The following is a 19,798-nucleotide window of genomic DNA, read 5'->3' as shown; positions in this document are numbered from 1 at the left end:
TGAGGATTTCTGGAAGTATTCCGTCTAGATGTAACGGTCACAGAAGTAGGACGATTTCTGGTAGTGGTTCTGCGAGAAGTTTTACGATGTTTGGGAGGTTTTGGGCCATGATGTTTTTTGTGATGAGTTCTCTTTTTGGATCCGGGGTCATTAAACATGTGTTTTCCATGCCCGGATCTTTTTACTTCCTCTGCAGCCTTTTGAATATCCTCTGTAGAAAAGTGTCTCATTATTTCACCTCTTATTAATTTTGAATAGGGAAGACAAAAGCAAATAAGCTCGTCTCCTGTTCTCCTACTAATCTACGTAAAGGTAGTCCTAATTGTATGGGGGAATTGCTCAATAATAAAAAAAGAATCTGCAAAAACAACATAAAAAAGCTGGAAGACGTAAAAAGGGTGTCAGGCACCATTTAAGGGATGAACCTTTTTCCAGTATTAAACGTCAAAATAATATGGAATGTATTCTGTGAAGGAGAGAGGTACGTGTGAGTATTTTTTATGAGTTACATAAGGATATCCCTAGAGAGGGGCCGGGAAACAATGAGACAACAAGAAATGCCTATCAGTTGATAGAGAAATTTGTGTCTAAACCATCCATTTTAGATATTGGCTGCGGCCCTGGTATGCAAACAATCGAACTTGCCTCATTGACGGATGGCACAATCTTAGCTACAGATATTAACGACAACTTTCTTGACGTCCTTCGTGAGAAAGTTAGGGAGTTTGGACTCCTAGACAAAGTAAATGTCGAAAAAGCTAATATGAAGGATCTGCCATACTCAGAAGGGCAATTTGATGTAATTTGGTCAGAGGGAGCTATTTTTATCATTGGGTTTGAAAAAGGGTTAATGGAATGGAAGAAATACCTGAAGGAAAATGGGATTTTAGTTGTTTCCGAGCTTTCATGGCTGAAGGAAAATGCCCCCAAAAAACCGCTAGAATTTTGGCAAAATGCATATCCCGGAGTGGATTCTATTGAGGGAAATAGAAAAAAGGCTGAAAGCCTGGGATATGAAGTAATTAATACATTGGTTTTGCCCGAATCTGGTTGGTGGGATCATTACTATACCCCGTTAGAGGAACGAGTCAGTCTGTACCAAGAAAAGTATCAGCATGATCAAGAGGCATTAAAAACCTTAGCAGAATTTCAAACTGAAATTGATTTATATCGAAATTACGCAGAATATTATGGTTATGTTTTCTATCTGTTAAATAAGAATTCCTAATAAAGGCCAGCAGGTTGGTGAAAAAATCCTCGCTCTAAAGAAATTTAATAGAAGGAAATAAAGCCTCTAGCACGAATAAAAAATGCCTTAGAGCAAGCCGGTACAGCATTAAAAAAAGCTTTCAATAAACAGACGATAAACAAATAAATGAACGATTAAGGCAGTGATTCAGTGCTGCCTATTTGTTATGACTAAATTAAAATCTAGATGTAAGAAAAAGAATTTGCGAAATTTAAAGGATTTTGTTAAATCGTTGGTGAAATTAGTAAGTGAATTTTCAAATAAAAGGAGCTGGTTTTCATGTTTGCCCCGTTAACCCCATTGGATTGGAAACGTAGAGCGATTAAATATTATCCTGAAAAAACAGCTGTAATTGACGGAGAAAAGGAATTTACCTATCAGGAATTTGGAACTCGTGTAGATCTGCTTTCGGCTGCCTTACACCAAGCTGGTATCGGGACAGGTGATCATGTTGCGGTAATGTTACCCAACACCCATTACATGCTGGAATGCTTCTATGGCATTTGTCAGCTTGGTGCGGTCATGGTTCCTTTGAATTACCGGCTTGCGGCGAAGGATTTGGAGTATATTATCCGTCACAGTGACGCGAAGATGTTAATTGTCGATGAAGAATTTTCCGCTCCAATTGAGAAAATCATCGAAAAACTTTCCTTGGAACTAATTATCAACGTCCATGTTGCGGGATATGAAACTTCATTAAAAGGGGTAGATTATGAGGAATTTCTTCGGCATGCCCCTCAAAATGCAGAATTACCGGAAGTAGAAATCGATGAAAATCAGCTTCTTACCTTAAATTACACCAGTGGAACCACCTCAAAGCCAAAGGGTGTTATGCTGACGCATCGTGGCAATTACCTGAATGCTGCTAATTTCTTGTATCACCTTAATGTAAAACCTGATGATGTGTATTTACATACTTTACCGATGTTCCATGCTAATGGCTGGGGCGGTGTCTGGGCAATTACGGCTGCTGGTGGTACCCATGTATGTTTGCGAAAAGTGGATCCGCCATTGATTCTTGAATTATTTGAGCAAAAAAATATTTCCCTGTTATGTGGCGCCCCGACCGTTGTAAATATGCTTGTAAATGATCCAAAGGCAAAAGAGGTGAAGATCAAGACGAGTCCACGGATGGCAACTGCTGGTGCACCACCGGCAGCGGCTCTGATTCATAAAGCCCAAGAAATTCTCGGATTAAATATGGTTCATGTGTATGGTTTGACGGAAACCTCACCTTTTATCCTTTATTGCGAGTGGAAAAAGGAATTTGACTTAAAATCGGCCGATGAACAAGCAACCATTAAGGCAAGGCAGGGAATTGAACTCGCTTTTAATGGAGAAACAAAGGTCGTACATCAAGACGGTGCAGAAGTTGCCTGGAATGGTCGGGAGCTCGGTGAAATCATTACCCGCGGCAATGTGGTGATGGCGGGTTATTACAAGGATCCACAAACGACTGCGGCTGCCATTAGAGATGGATGGTTCCACACAGGTGACTTAGCCGTCACTTATCCCGATGGATTTATTGAAATTCAAGACAGGGCCAAGGACTTGATTATTTCAGGAGGAGAAAATATTTCTTCCACGGAAGTCGAAGGGGTTTTGTATAAACACCCTGCAGTTCTAGAAACAGCGGTTATTGCCATACCTGATGAAAAATGGGGCGAGGTTCCGAAGGCAATCATTGTCCTGCAGCAAAACGCAATTGTGACAGAAGTAGAAATCATTCAGTTTTGCCGTGAGAACATGGCTCACTTTAAAGCACCAAAAGCTGTTGAGTTTGTTGACGCTCTACCAAAAACGGCAACAGGGAAACTACAAAAATATCGTTTACGGGAAATGTATTGGAAAGGCCCCAAGAAGGTAAATTAATCGATAAATTTTAGGTATGAAGGGTAGTGATGGTAAAAAATCACTGCCCTTTTTTATGTGGATTATTCGTTCTTAAAGTTTTCACAATTAAGAGTGTACCGATGATGTTAATCACAAACAAACCATTTAGGAAGTGATACCTTATTAATTAAGAACTATTACACAAGTACGCAGTACCAGTGAAGGAGAATCCTAAAATGAGTGAATTCATTAATAACCGTGAAACTTTAACTACAACAAATACAGAGCGCATGACGATGTTAAAACAAATTTTTCATGACCTTCATAATGGTCAAAATCTTGATGAAGTAAAGGCGCATTTCGACGCTTATATTGGAAAAATTACCGTGGATGAAATTTCCCAGCTCCAGCATGATTTTGTCGAAGGAATTTCCGCAACGGAACTGCAGCGCTTGTATGCCCAGCATACGGCTATTCTTAAAGGATCGATTGAAGAAGAGAGTGCGGAACTAGTGATAAAGCCTGAAGATCAGCCGGGACACCCTATTCATACCTTTAAACTAGAAAATCAAGAACTTGAAAAATTACTGAAAACGAAGATTCAAATCCACCTTTTGCAGTTTGAAAAAGAAGATTCAAGGGAACTTGTATTTAATCTATTAGAAGATATCAATCTCTTGCTTGATATTGATAAGCATTACAGCCGCAAAGAGAATTTGATTTTTCCGTATTTAGAAAAATACGGAATCTATGGCCCGACCACCAACATGTGGCGGATCGACGATTTTATCCGTGGTGCCATTAAAGAAGCAAAACAAAAGCTGGCTACTTATAGTGGTGACAAGCAAGCCGTTATGGGAATAATGAATTACGTTATTCAAGAAGTGGGAGAAATGATTTACCGCGAAGAAAATATTCTATTCCCAATGGCTTTGAAAAATCTAACAGAGGATGAGTGGGTAAAAATTGCCCATGAAAGTGATGAAATAGGCTTTTGCCTTACAGCCCCTGCAGAAGAATGGAAGCCAGATCGAACAGGGATGGATGAAAATGCCATCACTGAAGGATTTATAAAAATGGAAACCGGGATCTTATCTTTAAAACAACTCGAACTGTTGTTAAACCATTTACCGGTAGACATTACTTTTATTGACCAAGATGATGTTGTCCGCTATTTCTCACACGGGAAGGAAAGAATCTTTGCACGGACAAAAGCAGTCATTGGCCGTACGGTTCAAAATTGCCATCCGCCAAGAAGCGTCCATTTAGTCGAAGAATTACTTGCCGATTTTAAATCAGGCAAGAAAGATTGTGAGGACTTTTGGATACAATTTAAGGATAAATATGTTTATATTCGCTACTTTGCTGTTCGGGATGAAAACGGAAAATACATCGGTACCCTAGAATTTACGCAAAATATAGCACCTATAAAAGCGCTAGATGGAGAAAAGAGAATATTATCTTAGTAAAAAAACTACCTGGAAACCGCAACGGCAAGCGCGGGATTCCAGGTAGTTTTTTTATCTGTTCCATACCTTCTAAATTACGACAAGTACAGTCAAATCAAGGGTATGGACACAATTTATGTCGATAAAAAAGCAGGACAAATTCACAAATCTGTAACAGGTTACACGAAAAAATGGTAAAAATCAGTGATAATAAGAGTAGAAGAAGAACATTTTATATAGGCGGCAAACAGGGTTAAAAAACAATTTTTTGAGGAGGAGGAATATGAAAAAACAAAAATGGATTGCGTTATTGTTGGCCGGTGGTAATGGGACGAGATTAAATCTGCTTACCAAATCACTTGTGAAACCGGCGGTGCCTTTTGGAGGGAAATACCGGATCATTGACTTTGCTTTAAGTAATTGCAAAAACTCAGGAATTGAGACAGTCGGAATTTTAACACAATACAAGCCCTATGTTTTGCATGAACATTTGGGTCATTACAGCTATTGGAATTTGTCTAATCAACATGGCGGTTTAACCATCCTCCCGCCCTATCAGCGCAGTAACTCTGGGGTGGAGTGGTATGAGGGCACATCACATGCTGTGTATCAAAATATTGAATTCATTGAGCAATATAACCCGGATTATGTTGCCGTTCTATCGGCGGATCAAATTTATAAGATGAATTATTCCTTGATGCTAGAGCAGCATATCGAAACAAAGGCGGATTGTACCATTGCTGTTGTCGAGGTTCCGTGGGAAGAGGCAAGCCGTTTTGGACTCATCAATATTAATAGGCAAACCTACAAAATTATCGATTTTGAGGAAAAACCGGAGAGACCGACATCAAATCTAGCCTCAATGGGAATTTATATTTTTACTTGGAAGAGGTTAAGAGACTATTTATTGCAGGAGGAACAGAAGGAATATACCAATCGCGACTTTGGCAAGGATATTATTCCTTCGATGCTGTCTGATGGATTACAGCTTTATGCGTACTATTTTGATAAATATTGGAGGGATGTTGGGACAGTCCATAGTTACTGGGAGGCGAATCTGGATTTGTTGAAAGGAGAGGATAATATTTTTCTGCAGAATCCTGAATGGCCCGTTCATACGGTTGAACATCATGAGCCGCCATTATTTTTAGCAAAAAGTGCAAAGATTCATCATAGTTTGATTAGCGAAGGCTGCGAAGTTTACGGGTCAATTGAAGAGTCGGTTTTATTTAATGGTGTGAAGGTAGGAAAGGGGGCACGAATTCGAAACTCGGTCATTTTGCCGCATACAACAATTGGGGAGAATGCATGGATTGAAAATGCCGTGGTCGGAAGTCAATCACTGATCAAGAATGGCGTGATTATTGTCTCGAAGAATCCGGAGGAAAATTTAATGGTAGTGGGAAATAACGAGACCGTTGATCCAACCATCAAGGATTTTTCGGCAAATAATCAAGTGATATCTGTGACGTCTTAGCTGAAATTTTTAAAAAAGTGTATGGAGAAATATTTTCATACACTTTTTTGAATATTTCGCAAAACAATTTGCTTTAAATTAGTAAAATGGTAAACTATTAAAAATAGTTTTTTGAAAAAGGGTGAGGTCTGATATGATAAAAGCCATATTTTTTGATTTAGATGATACATTGCTTTGGGATCAAAAGAGTATCAAAGAAGCCTTTGCGGCGACATGTAAGGCAGCCGAAAATCGTTGCGGAGTGGATGCCGACCAATTGGAAGATGCTGTCCGTGAGGCAGCTAGAAATCTTTATACTTCCTATGACTTTTACCCTTTTACGCAAATTATAGGGATCAATCCATTCGAAGGATTATGGGGAAATTTTTTAGATGAACATCATGATCATTTTATAAAAATGAAAGAAACGGTTCCTGGTTATCGTAAAGACGCCTGGACAAATGGGCTAAAAACGATGGGGGTGGATGACCCTGATTTTGGCGAGTGGTTAGCGGAACGTTTTCCACAGGAACGCAGAAAGGTACCTTTTGTATACGATGAAACCTTTAAAACCCTTGATCTCTTAAAGGGAAACTATCAACTACTTCTGTTGACAAATGGTTCACCCGATTTACAAAATACAAAACTAGAGATTACGCCAGAACTTGTCCCTTATTTTGATCAAATTGTGATTTCTGGCGCTTTTGGAAGAGGAAAACCTGATCCATCCATTTTTGAGCATGCATTGTCCCTTCTTTCGTTGAAGAAAGAGGAAGTAATCATGGTTGGGGATAACCTGATGACAGATATTCTCGGTGCTAATCGTTCCGGCATTAGGACTATTTGGATTAATCGCCACAATATAGAGCGAAATGAAGTCATCCCTACATATGAAATTAAGCATTTAGAAGAACTTTTTCCTATCTTAGAAAACCTCCGGGATCGTTTTTAGTTTTTTAGTATAACATTGTAATAACCTTTAGACTCTTATTACTTTTATTGATAAACCTTACTGATATTAAAAAAACAGTAAGGTTTTTTCATTTCGAAATTATCTAAATAATCCCCAAAATAGGTTGAATTTCTTTCGTGAGAATAGTATTATTAGTCACGGAAATAGTTCAATTATCTATAGTATATTTATACTATCAGTATTTTTACAACAGGATGTGGCAAATATTATGCAAAATAAATTACCGTTTTCAAGGTATTTCATTATAGGGGTTATGTTGTTTGCGTTATTTTTTGGTGCCGGGAACTTAATTTTTCCCGCTGGATTGGGACAAATGGCAGGAAAAAACATTTGGATGGCAATAGGAGGATTTTTAATTACTGGAATCGGTCTGCCATTCCTTGGAATTTTGGCGATGGGCTTTTCTGGCAGTAAAAATTTACAGGAGCTTGCGGGTCGAGTTCATCCTGTATATGGAATCATCTTTACATCGCTGCTATATTTAACGATTGGGCCATTTTTTGCAGCACCACGGACAGGTGCTGTTGCCTACGATATCGGGATTGCTCCGTTTGTTGGCGGCGGATTTGGCCAAGTTGGATTAATTCTATTTACCTGTGTTTTCTTTCTTGTCACACTATGGTTTTCTTTGAACCCTGCTAAGATTGTGGACAACGTGGGGAAAATCCTCTCACCAGGAATCATTATTCTCCTTTTTGTTTTATTGGTGATGGTCATGGTGAAACCAGTCGGTTCCATTGGTGCACCGCAGGAGTCCTATGTTAACGGGGCGTTTATGAAGGGCTTAATGGAAGGGTATAATACGATGGATGCACTCGCATCGCTTGTATTTGGGATTATTGTCATCAATGCGATTCGTTCGATGGGGGTAACTTCTACCCGCGGAATTCTTATGGCATCGGCTAAATCCGGGATTGTCGCAATCGTGTTCCTCGGAATAATCTACATCGGCATTGCCTATCTCGGCGCAACAAGTACGGGTGCGTTTGGTCTGTTTGAAACCGGAGGGCCTGTCCTTGGCAAGGCAGCATCTTATTATTTTGGTACGGCAGGAAATTTCATGTTATCAATTGTCATTATCCTTGCCTGTTTGACGACAAGTATCGGATTGATGACGGCTTGCGGGGAATATTTCCATATGCTGTTACCTAAAGTCAGTTACAAAATGTGGGTTGTTTTCTTTTCAGTTGTTTCCTTTGTTGTTGCGAATTTTGGGTTAGCGAATATTATTAACTTCTCCATTCCAGTGTTAATGTTGTTATATCCACTAGCAGTAACCTTAATGCTGCTGACATTTTTATCAAAGCTGTTTTATTATTCAAGGACTGTATACGCGTCAGCCATTGCGGTAACATTTATGATTAGTTTAATTGATGGCCTAAAAACCTTATGTAAGCTGCTTGAAATCAGCTATTTTGGGTGGTTACAAGCGATTATTTCATTTTATGAAAAAACGTTGCCCTTATACAATGATGGACTTGGCTGGCTGCTTCCAGTTTTTATTGCCATATTGATTTCAGGTTGCATCGTTCGTTTGCATAATTTCTCAGCCATTCGGTTAAAGAACAAAGAAGAAGGTGCCCATTAACATCTCCACATGGTGGGGATGTTTTTTTATGCAGGAAACAATAGCCAGATTGTGGGGAAATAGGTATAATAAGTTTACTGATTATTTTCTCTTTTTAAAACAATTACCCATTGTTTAAATAAACCAAACCATCTGGGGAGGAGAAACAATGTTACGTAGGGTAATCACCGTTACAGATAATGAGGCAAGTGTCAAAAGTGCGATAAAAGAAGTCTTAAGGTCGAAACATAAAGGCTATGAAGTAGCCCTTGATTTAACGAGAATAAAAAATAAGGATCGAAGAAAAGAAATTATGAAGCTCTTAACAAAGTATTAATGGGAGAATGCAGCACGTAAAGAATTAGCCTTGCCAATGAATTGGCAAGGCTCGTTTTAAATTTAATTAGCCATTATTTTCTCTTCACTTTTAAGTAATGGTAAAAGCTGACGAACCGCATAGGCAAAACCATCTTCATCATTGGTTTTCGTGATGATATCCGCCTTTTGTTGAACATGAAGCGGAGCATTTCCCATTGCAACAGAGGTAGTGGCGACTTCAAATTGTGCTAGATCGTTACCGCCATCGCCAAAAGCAATAATTTCATCAAAGGATAGACCCATCATGTCTTGGTACCGTAATAATGCCTTTCCTTTATGGGCTTCATTAGAGGTGATTTCCAAATTATTAGGAAAGGAGGAAGCCATTGAAATCGGAAATTTGCCTGCTAAGGCGGTTTTCGCTTCGGCAATTTTATCAAGCTGGTCTGGATGAACCAAGGCGATAAGTTTATAGATTTTTAGATTTTCCTTTTCAAGAATGGCATTATAATTGAATTCTTGAAAAAGGGTGTCCAGCTCCTGTTTTGTTTTTCCATGCAATGGGGGAAGAGTGGAAGGATAGCCCCCTTGGTTTGTATAGACGAGAATTCCCACACCTAATCCCTTTAGAATCGAGAATATTTTTTTATAAGTTGAAATGGATAGGGTTGCCTCAAACAGCAGTTCTCTCGTTTTGGAGTATAAAACAGAACCATTGACACAAAAAAGAGGAACCTCCATATTTTGGATGGCTTTTAGCTTAATGACATCGGCATAGGCACGCCCCGTATTCATGATCAGGCAATGACCTTGCTCCTGAAGTTCGTTTAATGCTTTCACGCTTGCTTCTGTAATTTCATGATCTGAGTTTAACAATGTACCGTCCAAATCAATTGATAGGCATTTCATGGGTTGTATCATCCTCTCCATTTACATTCAACTTAACGTAAAAAGCAAGCCTGTTTTATGCAGGCTTGCCCTTATCTATATGATCTATGAAAAACGCAGAAGGTTATCCGCGTCTTCCGCCCCGCCCGCCTCGTTTTGATTCAGTGTTGCGTTTGAGGCTAGATAAATTCTCTTCACTTGATTTTAAAAACTTAGACACTTTATCTTCAAAACTTTCTCTCGGTTTGAACTGACCTTTTGAACGAAAGTCTTTAGAACGATTATCCGCCCTTCCTTGACGCGGTGGTCGTTGAGAATAAGATGAAGTTTGTGCCTCTGGTTTTTCAATTGCTTTTTTGATGGATAAGGCAGTTTTTCCGTCCTTTTCACTGATAACTTTTACTTCGACTAGGTCGCCTATTTTCAGATGATCATTTACATCCTTTACATAGCTGTCCGCAACCTCACTAATATGCACGAGACCTGTTGAACCTCCTGGTAATTCTACGAATGCTCCAAAATTAGTGATGCCTGTTACTTTACCTTGTACTTTACTGCCTACTTCGACTGACATGGAAATATAGTTCCCCCTCAATAATGTTAAAGACAATTTTATTATAACAAATATTTACGAAAAAGAATATCCTCTTTATTTATAAAGCAAAATAGCCTATTTTCATTTGTTGTGGATTACGTGAAGTAATTCACAAATTCTATATAATAATCGATTTACAAACAAAATTCCAATAAATCGTATCCTCTTTTCAAATTGTTGAATTGTTTTTGAACATTTAGTGACATATCTTCCAAATGGGTGTCCTTTCAAACTAAATGCTATTAAGATAGCTTTAAGATGTGATTTAAATCACATAATCAAAAAATATTTTAAACATGGAAATGTCTTAAATAAGAGAAAGGGGTACTAGTATGAAATTAAAATCGGCTTTGTTAATGCTTGTTTTAACTATTGCCACAGTGCTTACAGGATGTGAGCCACTTATGGTTCTTGACCCTAAAGGGCCTCAAGCGGAAAGGCAAGCCCATGATATCTTGCTATCAATTGGAATCATGTCATTTATTGTGATTGTTGTTTTCGCTATTTTGATATATGTGTTAATTAAATATCGTGCTTCAAAGGCAAGCCCAGACTATGAACCGCCTCACATCGAGGGGAATAAATGGGTCGAGTTGATCTGCGTCGGTATTCCAATCGTCATTGTTACGTACTTTTCCTTTGTATCTGTACAAAGTAACCACATCGTTGAAGCTAAACCACAAGCATATGCGGATAAAGAGCCTTTAGTGATTTATGCTTCATCATCTGACTGGAAATGGCATTTTAGTTACCCGAAGGAAAATATTGAAACAGTTAACTATTTGTATATTCCAACAGACCGTCCGATTGAATTTAAGCTTTATTCATACGGACCAATTACAAGTTTCTGGATTCCACAGCTAGGCGGCCAAAAATACGCAATGTCTGATATGATCACGACATTGCACTTAGCTGCAGATGAACCTGGTGAAATGATGGGACGAAACGCAAACTTTAGCGGTAAAGGATCTGCTGAAAATATGTTCAATGTTACGGCAATGTCCGAAAAGGATTTTGATAAATGGGTAAAAGACGTGAAGAAGACCGCAAAACCTCTAACAGAGAACAAGTTTAATGAGTTATTAAAACCCGGCCATCTCGGACAAATGACATTTACTGGTACGCATTTAGGCTTTAATCCTCCTCCTAATGAACATCACATGGGTTCGGACAAACATGAGGAAGATCATACTGACCATTCACAAATGGATATGGATATGTCAGATCACTAAAATTATGAGTAAATATTGAACGGTAAATGAATAGTTGAAAAAATGAATTCTTGGAAGGAGTTAATATAGGATGGAGTTCTTTGAACGATTTGCCATACCACATCCAAGTATTGCGATCTATGCATCAATGGTTGCAATTGGTCTTACAGTGATTGCCATTATTGCTGGCTTAACCTATTTTAAAAAATGGGGTTATTTATGGCAGGAATGGTTAACAACGGTTGACCATAAACGGATTGGGATTATGTATTTAATCTCTGCTTTGATTATGTTATTCCGAGGCGGAGTGGACGCGATTATGATGCGTGCCCAGCTTGCTGTACCTGATAGTAAGCTACTTGATGCACAGCATTATAATGAAGTTTTCTCAACACACGGTGTTGTAATGGTCATGTTTATGGCAATGCCATTCATCTTTGCCTTTATGAACTATGTTGTTCCATTACAAATTGGAGCACGGGATGTGGCGTTTCCAAGATTAAATGCATTAAGCTTCTGGTTATTCTTCTTTGGTGCAATGCTATTTAATATCTCTTTTGTTATCGGGGGATCACCTGATGCAGGCTGGACTTCTTATTTCCCGCTTGCAGGGAATGAATTCAGTAAATCAGTTGGAACGAACTATTATATGATCGCCATTCAAATATCCGGAATTGGATCGCTAATGACCGGTATTAATATGATTACAACGATTATGAAAATGAGAGCACCAGGCATGACCTTAATGAAGATGCCGATGTTTACCTGGTCTGTTTTAGTGACGAACCTTATAATCGTTACGGTTTTCCCGGTCATAACAGTGGCACTTGCAATGGGAAGCATGGACAGATTATTTGGAACCCACTTCTTCGCGACCACAAACGGTGGTATGGATATGCTCTGGGCAAACCTGTTCTGGGTATGGGGACACCCTGAAGTTTATATTCTCATCTTACCTGCTTTTGGTATATACAGTGAAATTATTTCAACATTTGCTGGAAGAAACCTTTATGGCTATAAATCCATGGTGGCTTCCATGGTTATTATTTCAGCACTTTCCTGTATGGTTTGGGCGCACCATTTCTTTACAATGGGGCAAGGGGCAGTAGCAAACAGCTTCTTCTCCATAACAACAATGATGATTGCTGTACCTACAGGGGTTAAGATTTTTAACTGGTTATTCACATTATGGAGAGGGAAAATTCGCTTTACCGTTCCAATGCTGTATTCGCTCGGGTTTATTCCGTTATTTGTCATAGGTGGGGTGACAGGGGTAATGCTAGCAATGTCAGCTGCTGACTACCAGTATCATAATACAATGTTCTTAGTCGCTCACTTCCATAATACGATTATTCCTGGTGTTGTATTTGCAATGCTTGCAGGTCTAACGTATTATTGGCCAAAAATGTTTGGTTTTATGCTGAATGAAAGAATTGGAAAATGGGCATTCTGGCTTCTTTCCATCGGCTTTTGCTTAGCCTTTTTCCCAATGTACATTACAGGTTTAGATGGGCAGGCTCGCCGTATGTACACCTATTCTGAGGCAACCGGCTATGGGGCATTAAATATGCTTTCGTTTGTTGGCGCTGGGGTTATGGCGATCAGCTTTGCTTTAATCGTCTACAACGTTTATTACAGTGTTCGTTATTCGCCAAGAAATATTGGCGCGGATCCTTGGGATGCACGGTCACTTGAATGGGCAACACATACTCCAGTACCGGAATATAACTTTGCCATTGAACCGCAAGTTGCTTCAAGTCAAGCGTTTTGGGATGCAAAGAAAAATGGCCATGAGTTATTCCCAGGTAAATTGGAAAAAATCCATATGCCGAATAACAGCGGAGTTCCATTTATAATGAGTGCGATATTCTTTGTATTTGGATTCTCGATGATCTTCTCACTTTGGATTCCAGCGATTATTTCACTGCTTGCCATCTTTGCATGTATGGCACACCGTTCATTTGAAAAAGATTATGGCCGATATATATCTGTTAAAGAAATAGAAGAAACTGAAACAAAATTGCGAGGTGTTAACTAATGAAAATCGATCACTCGCTGCCATTAGAATATAGTACAAAAGAAAATGATATGAAGATTTTTGGTTTTTGGGTTTTTATTGCAGCCGAAATTATGCTGTTTGCAACCCTGTTTACATCTTACTTTACGTTAGAGCATAGAACTGGAAGCGGGCCAAGCGGCGCTGAAATTTTTGAAATTACTCCTGTTTTAATTGAAACTCTTGTTTTATTGACAAGTAGTTTTACGATTGGACTTGGCGTTCACGCCATGCGCATTGGGAAGAAAAAGGCAATGATGACATTCTTTATCGTGACATTGCTTTTAGGTTTAGCTTTCTTAGGCGTTGAAATCTATGAATTTACCCATTATGTTCATATCGGAGCCGGATTACAGGTTAGTGCATTTACAGCTATCCTGCTGACTACATTAGGGACTCATGGTTTACACGTTACATTCGGTTTATTCTGGGGAACAGCAATCCTCTTACAGCTAAAAAAACGTGGCTTAACTCCGGAAACTGCGAATAAATCATTTATCTTCTCGCTTTATTGGCATTTCTTAGATGTAGTCTGGATCTTTATCTTCAGCTTCATCTATTTGAAAGGAATGATGTAAGATGAGCGAATTATTTCCGCGTAAACAAATAATGGGTTTTGCCTTTTCCTTAGTTTTAACGGCAGCTGCCCTTGCAGTTTATTTCCTTCACCTGTCATTTGCACAAGGAATGATTGTCCTGATTGTTACTGCTTTTGTTCAAGCACTTCTTCAGCTTGTTGTGTTTATGCATGCAGGTGAAACGGGAGATAAATGGACGATTTACGGTAAAATAGGTTTTATGATTGCCATGGCATTAATAACCGTGTTTGGTACGTTACTCATTTTCCTTTGGGATATGTAAAATATAATGAAGAAAGAGAGCGTCTTTAGATGCTCTCTTTCTTCATTTTATATAAGTATTAATATAATCATTTAACTAAATACAATCCATTCCTATTTTTGTTCGGCGTAATTTCAATTCCCTTAACAGTGTTTTCAACCATCTCCTCTGTAGCGATAAAAAACACTCCCATAAGAAAGAAGATAACCGCACCTACAATGGTTCCGACACCAATACCCACAACCGGGATGAATCCGCTTACAACTCCGTATAAAAAGATCATTATACCTGTCACTAATGTAATACCGCCAGCCCATTTTGTTGCGTTTAAAATTTTCATGCGTGAATTCACCATAACGACCTCCTCCAAATCTCCTTATACTACTATTATTCATAGTGTTCACAAATTTGTCAAAATTATTTTTAAAAAATGGTTGAAAAAGTTTACGAAGTGGATAATATTATTAATCGCTTTGACCGAAAAAAAAGAAAAAGTTTATTCCTTGATTTCTAACAAAAATGATTTTAATCTAAGATAAGTATTATACTAACAATGAATTAGGGGAGACAGAACATGAAAGAAGTAAAAACTGAGCAAGAATACCGTGGGCAAATCGCAAAAGATGAACTAACTGTGGGAATTTTTACTACTACATGGTGTCCTGACTGCAAACGGTTAGCGATGTTCATAGATGAAGTAATCGAAGAGAATCCAGACAAACAATGGATCAAAATTGACCGCGATGAATTTCCGGAGATTTCTGAAGAACAAAATGTGATGGGAATTCCTTCTTTATTGGTTTTTAAGAATGGAGAAAAATTGGCTCATTTACATAGTGCCAACGCAAAAACACAGGATCAAGTTAATGAATTCTTAAAAAATCTTTAATTACTACCTGATAGTGTCAGGCATCGTCCAAAACCATGGATGGTGCCTGGCGCTTTTTTATTTGAAATGTTTCTTGCTTAACAAAAAGTTGCCTATAAGCAAAAAATATTTACAAGTACAAGAAACCATGGTACGATGCTTGCATATATATAAATGAGTGGAAATCATTACTTAAAAAGTTGCACTAAGGAAAATATTTTAACTAGGAGCCAGTTTTTTGGGGGGATAAATAATGAGTATTCAAGCTCAAACAAAGCAAGGAAAAGAAGAGCAGGGTTGGCTAAATAAAAGCTCTAGTGTGAGTTTAGAAGAGGTAAATAATACAGTTAGTGTTCCAGCTAAGGGTGGCTTTTGGCGAAAGCTTTTGGCATTTGCCGGTCCTGGATCCTTAGTGGCGGTTGGATACGTGGATCCAGGAAACTGGGCGACATCCATTGCAGGTGGTGCAAGATTCGGGTATACATTATTGATTGTCATACTTCTTTCTAATTTAGTTGCGATGCTGCTTCAGGCGTTGGCATCAAAACTTGGAATAGTAACTGGAAGGGATCTTGCACAAGCAACAAGGGATGCAACGGGAAAGAAAACGGGCTTTTTTCTCTGGATACTAACCGAACTTGCCATTATTGCTACCGATTTAGCAGAGGTCATCGGTTCAGCCATAGCGTTAAATTTATTATTCGGAATTCCTTTATTATTAGGAATTGCCATCACTACATTGGATGTGTTGCTGCTACTTTACTTACAAAAGAAAAGCTTTCGGATTATTGAATCGATTGTGATTGTCTTAATGGTTACTATTTTTGTCGTATTTGCCTTTGAAGTGATTGTATCAAAGCCGGAAATTTCAGCATTGTTTGGCGGATTCGTTCCACAAATGGAAATTGTCACAAATCCAAGCATGCTTTTTATCTCTCTAGGGATATTAGGGGCAACGGTGATGCCGCATAATTTATATTTGCATTCCTCTATTGTTCAAACTAGACAATATAAAAGAACGATTGAAGGAAAAAGAGAGGCAATTAAATTTTCATTAATTGATTCCACATTTTCTTTAACGGGTGCTTTTTTCATCAATTCCGCTATTTTAATCCTTGGAGCAGCAGCTTTTTATGGTACAAATTTGGATGTGTCTGAAATTGAAGCGGCCTATGCATTATTAAGTCCAACTTTGGGTGTAGGAATTGCGAGTACTTTATTTGCGGTTGCCTTACTTGCCTCAGGGCAAAATGCGACGATTACTGGAACAATTAGCGGTCAAATCGTCATGGAAGGATTTATTCATATACGAATTTCACCGTGGCTTCGCCGTTTAATTACTCGTTTATTAGCAGTCATCCCTGCCTTTATTGTGACATGGATAGCAGGGTCTAAAGGTACTGGTGAACTACTGTTGTGGAGCCAAGTGGTTTTAAGTCTCGCACTCCCATTTGCCGTAATCCCTTTAGTCTTATTTACAAGCGATAAAAAGAAAATGGGCGAATTTGCTAATACATTGCCAGTAAAAATATTAGCTTGGCTTTGTACCGTTGTCATAGTTGTTTTGAATATATTCTTAATTGGCTATATTATTGTTACTGGTCAAGAGTTAGGGTAAAAAGATTGTCCGAATTAACGGGTGCTCATTTACTAATAAAAAATAGGGAATGAAAATCATTGCGATTTCATTCCCTATTTGTGTTGCGGTTAGCTATTGAAGAACAATTTAGTAGATTTTATCGCCATTAAAAATGGAATTTTTCACAACGACATAATCTACATTGCGGATTGCTTCTAACTTGTTTCCGCCAGAATAGGAAATGGAGGATTGAAGATCTTGTTCCATTTCGATTAACGTATCTTTTAAAGAACCCCTGTATTCGACATACATTTTCTTGCCTTCAACATTTTTCTTTTCGCCTTTTTGAAATTCTGATGCGGAACCAAAGTATTCTTTAAAGAGCTTGCCATCTTTCTCAACGGTTTCACCAGGAGATTCCTCATGGCCGGCAAATAACGAACCAATCATGACCATCCTTGCACCAAATCTGACTGATTTAGCAATATCACCATGTGTCCGAATACCACCGTCGGCAATAACTGGCTTGCTAGCTGCCTTTGCACACCAACGCAATGCTGCTAATTGCCAGCCGCCTGTGCCAAATCCAGTTTTTATCTTTGTAATACAAACTTTTCCTGGTCCAATCCCAACTTTTGTCGCATCCGCACCGGCATGTTCCAATTCTCTTACGGCTTCTGGAGTTCCAACATTTCCGGCAATGACAAAGCTTTCCGGTAAAAGTTTCTTAATGTGCTTAATCATCTCGATCACAGCATTAGAATGACCATGCGCGATATCGATTGTAATGTATTCTGGAGTAAGCTGTTCCTCCGCTAGTTGTTGAATGAATTGATATTCTTCCTCTTTGACACCCACACTAATTGAGGCATACAAACCACGTGATTTCATATCTTTAATAAAAGAGAGTCGCTTCTCTGGTTCAAAACGATGCATGACATAAAAGTAGCCATTTTCCGCTAAGGTTATAGAAAGCTTTTCATCTATAATTGTTTGCATATTGGCAGGTACCACAGGCAGCTTGAAGGTACGACCACCTAATGTTACAGATGTATCACACTCAGATCGGCTATTTACTATACATTTTGCAGGAACCAATTGAATATCTTCGTAATCAAATACATTTTCCATGAATTGCACCCCTAAACACGAATATTAAAATAAAATAACTTATTTATTGTTCGTACATTTGCTAATTTACCTTATTTTTATTAGTATGTCAAAGGTTTCAATAGTTATTTTCACAAAATTAATAAACTTTTTATAAAAATCATTATCCTATATTTGCATGGGCAACATAAATAATCAGAAAGATATCAATACTAAATTGGATCGAAACTTCAGATACAGTCATGGAAGGGGAACAATGAATGGATCAGCGATATAACACTGATGATGATGCCTCAGTAGAATTAAAAAAAGCACTACAACATAGTAAACCTAGAAGCAACATACTAATGAGTGAAGCCGAAATACGGATGAAAAATCAAGGAAAGAAAAAATAAGCAAATTCAATTATTTGGAGGCAAAATCATGACCGATAAAAACCCAATTGAGTATTCAGGCAGGGTTTTGGATCAAAGGAATACCCTGACTGGCCCCGATGATGCGGGAAAGGGAAATTACCCAGAACGGCCAAAACACGTACCTATCCAGCAATCAAAAAAAAATAAAGGTTAAATAGGAAAAAGCTTTTTATAGAAAGAGGGGGAGTGTATATAGGCATTTAAGTTTTATTCCTGTATTCCAATTGGTATGATAAGAGTGTATCTCTTAAAGAAAGGACCAATTGATTATGGCAACTATTCAAATACCTGTATCAGTTTTAAATCTAGCCCCAATCCGCAAGGGACAGGGACCGAAACAAGCAATTGATGCCATGGTGGATCTTGCGCAAGCAGTCGAAAAAATGGGCTATCAGCGATACTGGATTGCAGAACATCATAATAGCCCTACACTTGTCAGTTCCGCCACGTCAATTTTAATCAAACATACATTAGAACACACTAACCACATCCGTGTTGGGTCTGGCGGGGTCATGCTTCCTAACCACTCCCCATTAGTGGTGGCCGAACAATTCGGAACGATGGCCACGATTTATCCAAATCGTGTTGATCTGGGTCTCGGCCGTGCACCTGGTACCGACATGATGACGGCAAGTGCCTTAAGACGCTCAAAAAATGATTCTGTTTATACATTTCCAGATGATGTTAAGGCCTTACTCAACTATTTTGGCCCGGAAGATCAGCAAAGTTATGTAAGGGCCTACCCTGGTGTTGGTATGGATATTCCAATCTATGTCCTTGGTTCATCTACCGATTCAGCTTACTTAGCGGCTAGTTTAGGTCTGCCATATGTCTTTGCTTCCCATTTTGCACCAAGATACATGGAAGAAGCGATTTCAATCTACCGTGACCGCTTCCAGCCATCTGAATACTTAGACAAACCATATATGATGGTATGTATAAATGTAATAGCAGCGGAAAGTGATGAAGAGGCTAAATGGTTATCGACATCAATGCAGCAATTTTTCTTAAATGTGGTACGTAATTCACGAATGCCGCTGCAGCCGCCTGTTGAAAACCTAGATGAAATTTGGAATTCAGCAGAAAAGGATATGGCATCATCGATGTCAAGATTGACCATGATGGGCAGTAAAGAGACAATCAGGCAACAATTAATTAGCTTTCAAGAAAAATATAACGTCGACGAACTTATGGCAGTTTCTTATATTTATGATCCTGAGAAACAAAAGCGGTCTTATGAAATATTCAAGGAAGTTGTAGACGGAGAATAGAACAAAAAGGCATGTACCAATTATGTGTACATGCCTTTAGCTTTGTATGTTTATTTTTCGAAAGCTGGAACCCCCTGCCTGTTTTCTAATAGCTCTTTACTAAAAGTTTGTTGCTTTCTT

21 protein-coding genes are annotated in these 19,798 nt (G+C 38.6%); 16 read left to right on the top strand and 5 right to left on the bottom strand.

The window, feature by feature from the left end; genetic code table 11:
• Positions 1-230: CotG/ExsB N-terminal domain-containing protein (locus tag BABA_RS27835; protein WP_211214160.1), on the bottom strand; the 230-nt coding region annotated here is incomplete at its 3' end.
• A gap of 257 nt (positions 231-487) precedes the next feature.
• On the opposite strand from BABA_RS27835, the gene BABA_RS05060 reads away from it, so the two are divergent.
• The 7 genes from BABA_RS05060 (at position 488) to BABA_RS27175 (ending at position 8,863) form a co-directional block, all read left to right on the top strand.
• Positions 488-1,228 carry a class I SAM-dependent methyltransferase gene (locus BABA_RS05060; RefSeq protein WP_007084062.1) on the top strand — a complete coding sequence of 247 codons (741 nt, stop codon included), beginning with the start codon at positions 488-490 and terminating at the stop codon, positions 1,226-1,228.
• Between the two features lie 300 nt (positions 1,229-1,528).
• Positions 1,529-3,121 (top strand): long-chain-fatty-acid--CoA ligase, encoded by a 1,593-nt coding sequence (locus tag BABA_RS05055; RefSeq protein ID WP_007084061.1) that lies wholly within the window; start codon positions 1,529-1,531, stop codon positions 3,119-3,121.
• A gap of 197 nt (positions 3,122-3,318) precedes the next feature.
• Positions 3,319-4,548: a DUF438 domain-containing protein gene (locus BABA_RS05050; RefSeq protein ID WP_007084060.1), complete on the top strand. Its 1,230-nt coding sequence runs from the start codon at positions 3,319-3,321 to the stop codon at positions 4,546-4,548.
• 265 nt (positions 4,549-4,813) lie between these two features.
• The gene (locus BABA_RS05045) at positions 4,814-6,007 is read left to right on the top strand and encodes a glucose-1-phosphate adenylyltransferase (protein WP_007084059.1); all 1,194 of its coding nucleotides are present in this window, start codon (positions 4,814-4,816) and stop codon (positions 6,005-6,007) included.
• Positions 6,008-6,140: 133 nt separating this feature from the next.
• Positions 6,141-6,938, top strand: coding sequence for an HAD family hydrolase (locus BABA_RS05040; RefSeq protein WP_007084058.1), 798 nt, complete (start codon positions 6,141-6,143; stop codon positions 6,936-6,938).
• 229 nt (positions 6,939-7,167) lie between these two features.
• Complete coding sequence (gene brnQ, locus BABA_RS05035) at positions 7,168-8,547, top strand: branched-chain amino acid transport system II carrier protein (RefSeq protein ID WP_007084057.1); 1,380 nt, start codon at positions 7,168-7,170, stop codon at positions 8,545-8,547.
• A 148-nt stretch (positions 8,548-8,695) separates the two neighbouring features.
• Positions 8,696-8,863, top strand: coding sequence for a hypothetical protein (locus BABA_RS27175; protein WP_157273108.1), 168 nt, complete (start codon positions 8,696-8,698; stop codon positions 8,861-8,863).
• Between the two features lie 62 nt (positions 8,864-8,925).
• Here BABA_RS27175 and BABA_RS05030 read toward each other — a convergent pair whose 3' ends face one another.
• Together BABA_RS05030 and BABA_RS05025 are read right to left on the bottom strand one after the other, a co-directional pair.
• On the bottom strand, positions 8,926-9,753 hold the full coding sequence (locus BABA_RS05030) for an HAD family hydrolase (protein ID WP_007084056.1): 828 nt from the start codon (positions 9,751-9,753) through the stop codon (positions 8,926-8,928).
• Positions 9,754-9,856: 103 nt separating this feature from the next.
• Positions 9,857-10,306 (bottom strand): S1 domain-containing RNA-binding protein, encoded by a 450-nt coding sequence (locus BABA_RS05025; protein WP_007084055.1) that lies wholly within the window; start codon positions 10,304-10,306, stop codon positions 9,857-9,859.
• Between the two features lie 353 nt (positions 10,307-10,659).
• On the opposite strand from BABA_RS05025, the gene qoxA reads away from it, so the two are divergent.
• The 4 genes from qoxA (at position 10,660) to qoxD (ending at position 14,455) form a co-directional block, all read left to right on the top strand.
• A complete protein-coding gene (gene qoxA / locus BABA_RS05020) occupies positions 10,660-11,559 on the top strand; it encodes a cytochrome aa3 quinol oxidase subunit II (RefSeq protein ID WP_007084054.1) in 900 nt (299 codons plus the stop codon).
• A 70-nt stretch (positions 11,560-11,629) separates the two neighbouring features.
• Positions 11,630-13,576 carry a cytochrome aa3 quinol oxidase subunit I gene (qoxB, locus tag BABA_RS05015; protein ID WP_007084053.1) on the top strand — a complete coding sequence of 649 codons (1,947 nt, stop codon included), beginning with the start codon at positions 11,630-11,632 and terminating at the stop codon, positions 13,574-13,576.
• Complete coding sequence (gene qoxC, locus BABA_RS05010) at positions 13,576-14,172, top strand: cytochrome aa3 quinol oxidase subunit III (protein ID WP_007084052.1); 597 nt, start codon at positions 13,576-13,578, stop codon at positions 14,170-14,172. Before qoxB ends, qoxC begins: the two co-directional genes overlap by 1 nt.
• A 1-nt stretch (position 14,173) precedes the next feature.
• Positions 14,174-14,455 carry a cytochrome aa3 quinol oxidase subunit IV gene (gene qoxD / locus BABA_RS05005; protein WP_007084051.1) on the top strand — a complete coding sequence of 94 codons (282 nt, stop codon included), beginning with the start codon at positions 14,174-14,176 and terminating at the stop codon, positions 14,453-14,455.
• Positions 14,456-14,522: 67 nt separating this feature from the next.
• On the opposite strand, the gene BABA_RS05000 is transcribed toward qoxD, so the two are convergent.
• On the bottom strand, positions 14,523-14,789 hold the full coding sequence (locus tag BABA_RS05000; RefSeq protein WP_007084050.1) for a hypothetical protein: 267 nt from the start codon (positions 14,787-14,789) through the stop codon (positions 14,523-14,525).
• Between the two features lie 219 nt (positions 14,790-15,008).
• Between BABA_RS05000 and BABA_RS04995 the strand changes: the two genes are divergently transcribed.
• Positions 15,009-15,323: a thioredoxin family protein gene (locus tag BABA_RS04995; RefSeq protein WP_007084049.1), complete on the top strand. Its 315-nt coding sequence runs from the start codon at positions 15,009-15,011 to the stop codon at positions 15,321-15,323.
• Positions 15,324-15,555: 232 nt separating this feature from the next.
• Positions 15,556-16,920 carry an Nramp family divalent metal transporter gene (locus tag BABA_RS04990; protein ID WP_007084048.1) on the top strand — a complete coding sequence of 455 codons (1,365 nt, stop codon included), beginning with the start codon at positions 15,556-15,558 and terminating at the stop codon, positions 16,918-16,920.
• A 108-nt stretch (positions 16,921-17,028) separates the two neighbouring features.
• Here BABA_RS04990 and guaC read toward each other — a convergent pair whose 3' ends face one another.
• A complete protein-coding gene (guaC, locus tag BABA_RS04985; RefSeq protein ID WP_007084047.1) occupies positions 17,029-18,012 on the bottom strand; it encodes a GMP reductase in 984 nt (327 codons plus the stop codon).
• A gap of 239 nt (positions 18,013-18,251) precedes the next feature.
• Between guaC and BABA_RS28270 the strand changes: the two genes are divergently transcribed.
• The 3 genes from BABA_RS28270 to BABA_RS04980 all read left to right on the top strand — a co-directional run bounded on the left by BABA_RS28270 (position 18,252) and on the right by BABA_RS04980 (position 19,678).
• The gene (locus BABA_RS28270; protein ID WP_268870144.1) at positions 18,252-18,386 is read left to right on the top strand and encodes a hypothetical protein; all 135 of its coding nucleotides are present in this window, start codon (positions 18,252-18,254) and stop codon (positions 18,384-18,386) included.
• 28 nt (positions 18,387-18,414) lie between these two features.
• The gene (locus BABA_RS27170) at positions 18,415-18,561 is read left to right on the top strand and encodes a hypothetical protein (RefSeq protein ID WP_157273107.1); all 147 of its coding nucleotides are present in this window, start codon (positions 18,415-18,417) and stop codon (positions 18,559-18,561) included.
• Between the two features lie 115 nt (positions 18,562-18,676).
• On the top strand, positions 18,677-19,678 hold the full coding sequence (locus BABA_RS04980) for an LLM class flavin-dependent oxidoreductase (RefSeq protein WP_007084046.1): 1,002 nt from the start codon (positions 18,677-18,679) through the stop codon (positions 19,676-19,678).
• The last annotated feature ends 120 nt before the right edge of the window (positions 19,679-19,798 follow it).

Source organism: Neobacillus bataviensis LMG 21833 (genome assembly GCF_000307875.1).
Classification (GTDB): Bacteria; Bacillota; Bacilli; order Bacillales; family Cytobacillaceae; genus Neobacillus; species Neobacillus bataviensis.
This window is presented reverse-complemented; position numbering and strand designations above follow the sequence as displayed.

Excerpts from the sequence above, each read along its gene's own strand:
- qoxA (WP_007084054.1), top strand. The coding sequence starts at position 10,660 with ATGAAATTAAAATCGGCTTTGTTAATGCTTGTTTTAACTATTGCCACA.
- qoxB (WP_007084053.1), top strand. The coding sequence starts at position 11,630 with ATGGAGTTCTTTGAACGATTTGCCATACCACATCCAAGTATTGCGATC.
- BABA_RS28270 (WP_268870144.1), top strand. The coding sequence starts at position 18,252 with ATGGATCAGCGATATAACACTGATGATGATGCCTCAGTAGAATTAAAA.
- BABA_RS05000 (WP_007084050.1), bottom strand. The coding sequence starts at position 14,789 with ATGGTGAATTCACGCATGAAAATTTTAAACGCAACAAAATGGGCTGGC.
- BABA_RS05050 (WP_007084060.1), top strand. The coding sequence starts at position 3,319 with ATGAGTGAATTCATTAATAACCGTGAAACTTTAACTACAACAAATACA.
- BABA_RS04990 (WP_007084048.1), top strand. The coding sequence starts at position 15,556 with ATGAGTATTCAAGCTCAAACAAAGCAAGGAAAAGAAGAGCAGGGTTGG.
- BABA_RS04980 (WP_007084046.1), top strand. The coding sequence starts at position 18,677 with ATGGCAACTATTCAAATACCTGTATCAGTTTTAAATCTAGCCCCAATC.
- BABA_RS05055 (WP_007084061.1), top strand. The coding sequence starts at position 1,529 with ATGTTTGCCCCGTTAACCCCATTGGATTGGAAACGTAGAGCGATTAAA.
- BABA_RS05030 (WP_007084056.1), bottom strand. The coding sequence starts at position 9,753 with ATGAAATGCCTATCAATTGATTTGGACGGTACATTGTTAAACTCAGAT.
- BABA_RS27175 (WP_157273108.1), top strand. The coding sequence starts at position 8,696 with ATGTTACGTAGGGTAATCACCGTTACAGATAATGAGGCAAGTGTCAAA.
- BABA_RS27170 (WP_157273107.1), top strand. The coding sequence starts at position 18,415 with ATGACCGATAAAAACCCAATTGAGTATTCAGGCAGGGTTTTGGATCAA.
- BABA_RS05040 (WP_007084058.1), top strand. The coding sequence starts at position 6,141 with ATGATAAAAGCCATATTTTTTGATTTAGATGATACATTGCTTTGGGAT.
- brnQ (WP_007084057.1), top strand. The coding sequence starts at position 7,168 with ATGCAAAATAAATTACCGTTTTCAAGGTATTTCATTATAGGGGTTATG.
- qoxC (WP_007084052.1), top strand. The coding sequence starts at position 13,576 with ATGAAAATCGATCACTCGCTGCCATTAGAATATAGTACAAAAGAAAAT.
- BABA_RS05025 (WP_007084055.1), bottom strand. The coding sequence starts at position 10,306 with ATGTCAGTCGAAGTAGGCAGTAAAGTACAAGGTAAAGTAACAGGCATC.
- BABA_RS05045 (WP_007084059.1), top strand. The coding sequence starts at position 4,814 with ATGAAAAAACAAAAATGGATTGCGTTATTGTTGGCCGGTGGTAATGGG.
- guaC (WP_007084047.1), bottom strand. The coding sequence starts at position 18,012 with ATGGAAAATGTATTTGATTACGAAGATATTCAATTGGTTCCTGCAAAA.
- qoxD (WP_007084051.1), top strand. The coding sequence starts at position 14,174 with ATGAGCGAATTATTTCCGCGTAAACAAATAATGGGTTTTGCCTTTTCC.
- BABA_RS04995 (WP_007084049.1), top strand. The coding sequence starts at position 15,009 with ATGAAAGAAGTAAAAACTGAGCAAGAATACCGTGGGCAAATCGCAAAA.